Here is an 8,340-nt window from a genome sequence, read left to right on the forward strand (position 1 = left end):
TCTAGGCTAGGGCTTAGCTCCGTCGTCCGCCGTATCTTCGGTATCGGTGGCAAGGGCCTGTCGCAGCGCCTTGAGTTTGCGCCGGTATCGCGGTGCTCCGAAATGCCCCGCGATATAGGCGCAGGCGGCTTCGGCAAGCCGAGGGCGATCAAGCTGTTCGACCGTCGCGAACAGCTTTTTGCAGTACGGCGCATGGGTTCGGCGCGCGCGGTACATCTTGGCGAAAAGGTTGGTGTCGAGCGTGCCTTGCGCTGCGGCCGCGACAAGGTCCTCAATCACACCCATTTCCATCAGGTTCAGCTGCATGCCGCCACCCAGATGCCGGGCGCGGAAGCGCGTCACGCCAGAGCGCTCGAACAGGGCAGCATGCATCGCGCCAAGGCGGTCGCTCGGGTCATAGATCACATAGGTGTCCTTTGCGCCGTCGAGCATGTCGGGGGCATAGCCGTACCGCTCAGTGAAATCGGTCCGGCGCATATGCGTGAAACGGTCGTCCCATTCGGTGACGCGCGGGTCCAGCGTGGCTTGCGGCTCAAGAGCAATGACCGTCGCACCGGGCGACGCAACCGAAAACGCACAAGCGGCATAACCGCAAGGGCCTGCGCCGAAAAAGATCACCTGTTCGAAATCGTCGAAGAACCCGTCATCGGTCATTTGGTCGAAAAAGCCGTAGACCTCATCCTCGCGGAACCAGGTGTCGCGATTGCAGATCACGGTGAGGCAGGACCAGTCATGGGACTGTGCCAAATCGAATCCGACAGGTCGCCCGTCTTCGGACAGGGCCTGTATCGCAGGAAGGGATTCGAAACTGACCAGCAGAGTGTCGCCTTTTTCGACAAAGACCGCATTGTGACGCGGACCCAGCGGTTCGAAAAAGCCAAAGGACTCACCGATCTCGCGCATCTCCTCCAGCCACTGCGCAGGGCTGAGTTCGCTTAAGGAAAGCGTGTATGGATCGGTTCCGTCCTGCATGGTCCACATGTCCTCATTGTCTCGTGCCTGTTGACAGGTCTTTGTTTGACGAAAGGATTAATCAAGGATTTGGGCAGAATTGAGACGAAATACGGGGGAGTCTATGGTGTTTCCTCACCGCTGACCGGAGTGTTTTGTGCAAAGTCGATCAGCAGTCGGGCGACGGACTCAGGCAGCGGAGAAGACGGCGGGGTCATCATAAGCCGCCCATACAGGTCTCGATACACATCCTGATCGAGCAGCGTGCGAAACCGCGCCTTGCGCCAGGCCACAGAGGCGTCGTGCAAGGCAGCAAGCTCGGGATCCGCGCCCAACGCAGTGCGTATCGGCTGCACGCGGTCCCACAGCGGCAGCGCAGAGAGGTCCTCATCGGTGTTGAGATTGCGCTCCACCCAGTAATCCAAGCCGAGGCGGTCCGCGCTGTGCACGGCACGCCCACGATCTGCCTTGAGCACGTAGCTTTCCACCGAACCAAGAGGGTAATGATTGAGCTGCACCAAGCCGTGCTGCGGCAGGCGGTAATCGGAAAAGAGACGGCCCGACGCCATCTCTGGCGGCAGCGCACGGCCTTCGCCGTCAAACCACCGTGCCTCTGACAAGCGCGTCTCCACCGGATTGCGCGGGCGGTGCACACCAAGGTTTCGATAGGTTCGGTCGTTGCGATAGAGCGTCTTGAACATCGCCGCCCGCCAAGGCCAAAGCAGCGGACGCGGACCCGCACGGGTGAATTGCAACGGCACCGGCGCGTCCTCATAGGCCACCACTCCGGCATTGCCGAAATTGCGCCAGGTGAGCGTGATCGCCGTCGCCTCAGGCAGAGCATCAATCAAGGCGGGCAGGGTGCGGTCGCCCACATGGACGTTGACGAATTCGTCGATATCGAGCGTCATCAGCCAATCGGTCTCTTTCACGGCATCACACTTGTTCGCCAGCTTCAGACCACTGAACTGGATGCCCCCGTTGCCATAGGGTGGCGCGTTGCGGATATGGGTCAGCCAACCCAACGCCTCCAGCCGGTCCAGCATCGTATCGGTGCCGTCATCACATTCGTTTGACACGACGACGAAATCCGTGACCCCGACACTGCGGTGCCAGGCCAGCCAATCCAGCAGAAACGCCGCCTCGTTGCGGACACAGAGAACGGCGGTGATGGACACGAAAACACAGGCCTGCGCTGAGGAAAATCAATGCGCTAACTGTGTCAGGTCGCGCCGGAGGCGTCAATTCCACCGCGTCACGTGCGACCTTGGCGCTATTGACCTCGGGGGCGCGCACGGGGCAGCAAGGCCAGTGACAGAGGAGCACCCCATGCAGACACCCGAAAGTATCGACGCCGTTCAATCCATGCTGGCCGAGACCGGCTATGTCTGTGGACGGGCGCTGGCCACCGTTGTGTTCCTGTCGCTGAAACTGGGCCGACCGCTGTTTCTTGAGGGGGAAGCGGGCGTTGGCAAGACCGAGATCGCCAAGGCGCTCGCGGCCTCACTGGGCCGCAAGCTGATCCGCCTGCAATGCTACGAAGGGCTTGATGCCTCCAGCGCGGTCTACGAATGGAACTTCCCGGCGCAGATGATTGCCATCCGCACGGCTGAGGCCGCAGGCAATGCCGACCGCGAGATGCTGCAGCGCGAACTCTTCGGCCCGGATTTCCTTGTGGAACGCCCCTTGCTCGAGGCGATGCGCCCCGATGCAAATGGCGCGCCGGTGCTGTTGATCGACGAGTTGGACCGCACGGATGAACCGTTCGAGGCGTTCCTGCTCGAAGCCCTGTCCGACTTCCAAGTGACGATCCCCGAGATGGGAACGATCACCGCACCCGAGCCGCCCATCGTAATCCTGACCTCCAACCGCACGCGCGAGGTGCATGATGCACTCAAGCGCCGCTGCCTCTATCACTGGGTCGACTACCCTGATTTCCAACGCGAACTCGACATTCTGCATGCCCGCGCGCCCGAGGCCTCGGCCACGCTCAGCCGCGAAATCGTCGCCTTTGTGCAGCGCCTCCGGACCGAGGACATCTTCAAGAAACCGGGTGTGGCAGAAACCATCGACTGGGCCAAATGCCTTCTGGCGCTCGACGTGATCGACCTCTCGCCCGAAGTCATTTCCGACACATTGGGCGCAATCCTGAAATACCAGGACGATATCCAGAAACTGCAGGGCTCCGAGGCCAAGCGCCTGCTCGACGAGGCCAAAGCCACGCTCGAGCCGGCATGATGCTTCTTCTTTTTAGAAATATGCCGGGGGCCCGGGGGCTGCGCCCCCGGTCGGCCATGTAATGGCCGAATACATCCCTCTCGAACTGCCGGACAACCCGCGTCTGGCGCAGAACATCATCCATTTCGCCCGTGCGCTACGTCGCGCCGGTCTGCCCATCGGGCCGGGCCGCGTGATCGACGCCATCCGCGCGGTGGAGGCGGCGGGCTTCACCGAACGGATGGACTTCTTCTGGACTTTGCACGCCTGTTTCGTGAACCGCCCCGAACACCGGGTGATCTTTGCTCAGGTGTTCCGGCTTTACTGGCGGGATCCGCGCTATCTCGAACACATGATGTCCTTCATGCTGCCCGCGATCCGCGGCGTGCAGGAAGAGAAATCCGCGGCCTCCGGTGAAAAGCGCGCCGCGCAGGCGCTGCTCGATGATCTGCTGCCCGAGGTCCCCGAGAACGAACAGTCCGAAGAGGGCACCGAGATCGAGATCAAATCGACGCTCACCATGAGCGCCGAGGAAAAGCTGCGCACACTCGATTTCGAACAGATGAGCACCGCCGAAGTGGCCGAAGCCAAACGCATGTTGGCCCGCCTGACCCTGCCGGTAAAGCCGATCCCGTCGCGGCGGGGCAAGGCCTCGGTGCTGGGCAAACAGGCGGATTACCGGCGCACACTGATGAAATCCATGCGGCAGGGCGGAGAAATCCGCACCATCGCCCGTAAAACGCCGCGCCCGCGCTGGCCAAATCTTGTGGTCCTCTGCGATATCTCCGGCTCCATGAGCCAGTATTCCCGCATGGTGCTGCACTTTCTGCACGCCGTCGCTAATGAGAAAGGCGCAGGCTGGGCCAAGGTCCATGCCTTCACTTTCGGCACGCGCCTGACCAACATCACCCGTCATCTGGCGACCCGCGATGTCGATGCCGCGCTCAAGGCGGCGGGGGCAGAGGCGCAGGATTGGGAGGGGGGCACACGGATCGGTCAGTGCCTGCACGCCTTCAACCGCGACTGGTCACGCCGGGTGATGGGGCAGGGTGCCGTCGTGCTTCTGATCACCGACGGGCTGGACCGCGATGATGCGGGGGCGCTGGAGAAGGAAATGGAGCGGCTGCACCTCTCCTCGCGCCGCCTCATCTGGCTGAACCCGCTGCTGCGCTGGGACGGGTTTGCGCCCAAGGCGACAGGCATCCGCGCGATGCTGCCGCATGTGGACAGCTTTCGTGCGGGCCATTCGATCCAGTCCTTGGAAGAACTGGCGGCGGCGATTTCACGCCCCGATGATCCGGGTGAAAAAGCTCGTCTGATGAACATGCTCTAGGGGCAGGGCGGCTTTCCGTCGACGGAAAGCCCACACGCGTCGACGCCTGTGCCGCCTAACCCACCTGCTGGTGCACTTCGATCACGTTGCCTTCCGGGTCTTGGAAAAACACCTGATGCCACTCCTTGGCAAAGGCCGTTCCGTAATCCGAATAGGGGATTCCCTGCTCATCGAGAATGGCCAAAAACGCGGCCAGATCGTCAGTGCGAAAGGCGATATGGCCGCGGTCCACCGGATTGATGACCTGACCGTTCTTGAACGCCACCGTCAAGTCGCGCTCGGCCAGGTGCATCTGCACCTGACCATCCGTTGCAAAGCGGATCTTGCCATCAAACCCGCGATCCCCGGTCGCTTCGGTGCGCGGGAAATTCTCTTGCGGGATGTCTCCCAATCCCAGCACGCGGGTGTAGAAATCGTGCATCTTGTCAACGTCTTTCGAGACGTAATTGACGTGATGGAATTCGAGTTTCATAGCCCCTCCCGTTTGGGTGTCACCTCAGGCAAAATGCCCGGCAAAGGCACCTTTGTGCAAAGCCACCAATTCCGCCAACGGCGCGTCCGATCCACCCAGTTTCACCGTGTCGCCGGTAAAGCGGCCAACCGTGGCAATCGGCACACCGGCCTGTCCTGCGGCTACCACCAGCGCCTCGGCTTGGTCGAAATTGCACGCCACAAGATAACGACCCTGATCCTCGCCGAAAAGCTTGGCCTGATCGGTCTCGTCGATCACCACGCCGACGCCCGACCCGCTGGCCATCTCGAACGCGGCAAGCGCAAGGCCGCCATCCGACAGATCGGTGCAGGCTTTGATCAGGTCGCGGTTGGCGCGGATGAAATCGCCGTTGCGGCGTTCCGCGATCAGATCGACCGCAGGCGCATCGCCGTCTTCGCGGTTGAACACTTCGTAAAGCAACGCGGACTGGCCCAGATGTCCTTGGGTGTCACCGACAACCAGAGCCACATGTCCGTCACGGGCGCGGCCAAGGATCGGCTCTTCGCCTGCGGCAATCAGACCAACCGCGCCAATGGTCGGTGTCGGCAGAATGCCCTGACCGTCGGTTTCGTTGTAAAGCGACACGTTGCCGGACACGATGGGCATGTCCAGCGCCTCGCAGGCGCGGCCAATGCCCTGCAGCGCGCCGACAAACTGGCCCATGATTTCGGGCTTTTCGGGATTGCCGAAGTTCAGGTTGTCCGTGGTCGCGAGCGGCCTGGCCCCAACGGCGCAAAGATTGCGGAACGCCTCGGCAACGGCTTGTTTGCCGCCTTCGACCGGGTTCGCCTTGACATAGCGCGGCGTCACGTCCGAGGTGAAGGCCAGCATCTTGTCCGTGCCGTGTACGCGGATCACACCCGCGCCCCAGCCCGGACCTTCGACAGTGTCAGCCATGACCATGCTGTCATATTGTTCAAACACCCAGTTGCGGGCGCAGTAGTTCGGGCTCCCGATTAACGCCTTCAAAGCGTCAATGGAATCGACTGCGGGTACGTCGTCCAGCGCCGCAGGGGCTGCGGACGGCACCCAAGGGCGGTCATATTCGGGTGCCGACGAGGACAAGCGCGATAGCGGCAGGTCGGCTTTGATGTCGCCATTGTGCACGATCAGGAACCGATCCTCAGCGATGGTTTCGCCGACGATGGCGAAATCGAGGTCCCACTTCTCGAACACCGCGCGGGCTTCGGCCTCTTTCGCGGGGTCGAGCACCATGAGCATCCGTTCTTGGGATTCCGACAGCATCATCTCGTAGGCGGTCATGTTCGCCTCGCGCTGCGGCACCTTTTCCAGATCAAGCCGGATGCCCAGCTTGCCCTTGTCGCCCATCTCAACGGCGGAGCAGGTGAGGCCAGCCGCGCCCATGTCCTGAATCGAGATCACCGCACCTGTCTGCATCAGCTCAAGGCAGGCTTCCATCAAACGCTTTTCGGTGAACGGGTCACCCACCTGAACGGTGGGGCGTTTTTCTTCGATCGTGTCATCGAACTCCGCCGACGCCATGGTGGCACCACCCACACCATCGCGGCCGGTCTTGGCACCCAGGTACACCACTGGACGACCGACGCCGCTGGCGGCCGAGTAAAAAATCTTGTCGGCATCGGCGAGACCGGCGGCAAAGGCGTTTACAAGGCAATTGCCATTATAGGCCCGGTGGAAGCGTACCTCGCCGCCCACGGTGGGCACGCCAAAGCAGTTGCCGTAGCCGCCGATCCCTTCGACCACGCCATGCACAAGCTGACGTGTCTTGGGATGGTCCTTTTCGCCGAAGCTGAGCGCGTTCATCGCTGCAATAGGCCGTGCGCCCATGGTGAACACGTCGCGCAGGATGCCACCGACACCGGTTGCTGCACCTTGATAGGGCTCGATGTAGGAGGGGTGGTTGTGGCTTTCCATCTTGAAGACAACTGCCTGACCGTCGCCGATGTCGACCACACCCGCGTTTTCGCCGGGGCCACAGATCACCTGCGGCCCGGTGGTCGGCAGAGTGCGCAGCCATTTCTTGGACGATTTGTAGGAACAGTGTTCGTTCCACATCGCGGAAAAGATGCCCAGTTCAGTAAACGTGGGTTCGCGTTTCATGATCCGCAGGATCTCGGCATATTCCTCGGCATTGATGCCGTGGGCCGCGATGATCTCTTCGGTGATGGCTGGGTCTTGCATCCGGATGTCCCCATGGGTTGCGCAGATTGCGGCGGTTTAGGCGAAACCGGGGGTGGTGAAAAGACCCGTAGAGGATTCGCGGCCGGGTGTGCTCTTGCCGAAGACAAGGGCAGGGCAGCCCTGTCTTCAATTCGGGCGCGCGGCGTTGCGGTCTTGCAAACTCAACACACGAGGCACGACGACGGGTGTGCCGTCATCGCCAAAGAAGGGGGATTTGCCTTTGCCAGAAAGCCGAGCGCGCAGAATCCGACCGATGATCGACAGATGTGCGCCAAGGACGCCGGTTTCTTTTATCGGTCGCGCGGCGGGGGTGGTGTTCACAAAGGCGGTTATGGGTCCATAACCATCCACGCCGGGTGGAACAATCGCGCCGACAAAAGGCAGTTTCGGGGTGGGCAGGGTGTTCGCGATCGGCGTTCCACAGCACCCGGCATGCCAGCGCAGCAGTCCTTTGGGGCCAAGCCTGAGAACGGCCAGATGGTCGCGACCGTCAAGAAATTCGAAATGCATCGGCAGAGTTTGAAAAATCTCGGTCCCGCCGTCGGAATCAAGTCGCGTGGTCTGGTGCTTGAGGAACCGCGCAGCAGTCTGACAATCCTCGCAATAGCAAACAAGGTGTGTTCCGCGGGCCGCGGGCGCAATGCGCCAACGCATGGTTCCGCAAGTGCAGCTGTGCGTTCTGTCACCTGTCATTCGATCTGCCCTTTCGAATACGCGCAAAAAAAAGGCCGAGCATAAGCTCGGCCGAAGTCCAACAGGGAGGTATGAAAATGATGCGCAATACAGCGTTCCACCTCATATCTGCTAAATATGTCAGCGTTCCGTTGCATGACAAGAGGGATAGCCCGGTGCCTGTGTCATTCCCGCTATGCGTGAGGCGCATGGGTCACACATTCGTGGCGCTCTCGGCCTCGATTGCCTTGCGCGTCTGACGGTGTGTGAAAATCTCTTCCTGCACGAAATCCCGGAAGGCGGCAATGCGCTTGGATTGTCGAAGCTCTTCCGGATACGCAAGAAAAACAGGCACTTCGCCCGATTCCACATCTGTCAGAACCCGCCGTATCGTCGGGAAGTCCTCGATGATGTAATCCGGCAAGACGCCGATGCCGAGGCCGGACAGCACAGATTGCAGCACGCCGAAGTAGTTGTTCACTGTCAGGGTCGACTTGATGTCATGGGTCAA

At 61.2% G+C, this 8,340-nt stretch carries 8 protein-coding genes; 2 read left to right on the forward strand and 6 right to left on the reverse strand.

Features of this window, described 5'->3' with window-relative positions:
- Positions 1 to 6: 6 nt before the first annotated feature.
- Together JJ869_RS20145 and JJ869_RS20150 are read right to left on the reverse strand one after the other, a co-directional pair.
- Entirely contained in the window at positions 7 to 972 is a 966-nt protein-coding gene (locus JJ869_RS20145; protein WP_292270039.1) for a phosphoadenosine phosphosulfate reductase, read from the reverse strand.
- Positions 973 to 1,073: 101 nt separating this feature from the next.
- A complete protein-coding gene (locus JJ869_RS20150; protein WP_292270040.1) occupies positions 1,074 to 2,129 on the reverse strand; it encodes a glycosyltransferase family 2 protein in 1,056 nt (351 codons plus the stop codon).
- 151 nt (positions 2,130 to 2,280) lie between these two features.
- Here JJ869_RS20150 and JJ869_RS20155 point away from each other — a divergent pair, with 151 nt between their 5' ends.
- A complete protein-coding gene (locus JJ869_RS20155; protein WP_292270042.1) occupies positions 2,281 to 3,189 on the forward strand; it encodes a MoxR family ATPase in 909 nt (302 codons plus the stop codon).
- Between the two features lie 61 nt (positions 3,190 to 3,250).
- Positions 3,251 to 4,501, forward strand: a complete 1,251-nt coding sequence (locus JJ869_RS20160; protein ID WP_292270045.1) for a VWA domain-containing protein — start codon at positions 3,251 to 3,253, stop codon at positions 4,499 to 4,501.
- Positions 4,502 to 4,556: 55 nt separating this feature from the next.
- Here the strand turns inward: JJ869_RS20160 and JJ869_RS20165 are convergent, their stop codons facing one another.
- From JJ869_RS20165 to JJ869_RS20180, 4 genes are all read right to left on the reverse strand, one after another.
- Positions 4,557 to 4,973, reverse strand: a complete 417-nt coding sequence (locus JJ869_RS20165; protein ID WP_292270047.1) for a VOC family protein — start codon at positions 4,971 to 4,973, stop codon at positions 4,557 to 4,559.
- Positions 4,974 to 4,997: 24 nt separating this feature from the next.
- Positions 4,998 to 7,157, reverse strand: coding sequence for a phosphoribosylformylglycinamidine synthase subunit PurL (gene purL / locus JJ869_RS20170; RefSeq protein WP_292270049.1), 2,160 nt, complete (start codon positions 7,155 to 7,157; stop codon positions 4,998 to 5,000).
- A 126-nt stretch (positions 7,158 to 7,283) separates the two neighbouring features.
- Positions 7,284 to 7,850 carry a DUF6151 family protein gene (locus JJ869_RS20175; RefSeq protein WP_292270051.1) on the reverse strand — a complete coding sequence of 189 codons (567 nt, stop codon included), beginning with the start codon at positions 7,848 to 7,850 and terminating at the stop codon, positions 7,284 to 7,286.
- A 193-nt stretch (positions 7,851 to 8,043) separates the two neighbouring features.
- Positions 8,044 to 8,340: LysR substrate-binding domain-containing protein (locus JJ869_RS20180; protein ID WP_292270053.1), on the reverse strand; the 297-nt coding region annotated here is incomplete at its 5' end.

The organism is Marivita sp., assembly GCF_017643905.1.
In the GTDB taxonomy this organism is placed as follows: Bacteria; Pseudomonadota; Alphaproteobacteria; order Rhodobacterales; family Rhodobacteraceae; genus Marivita.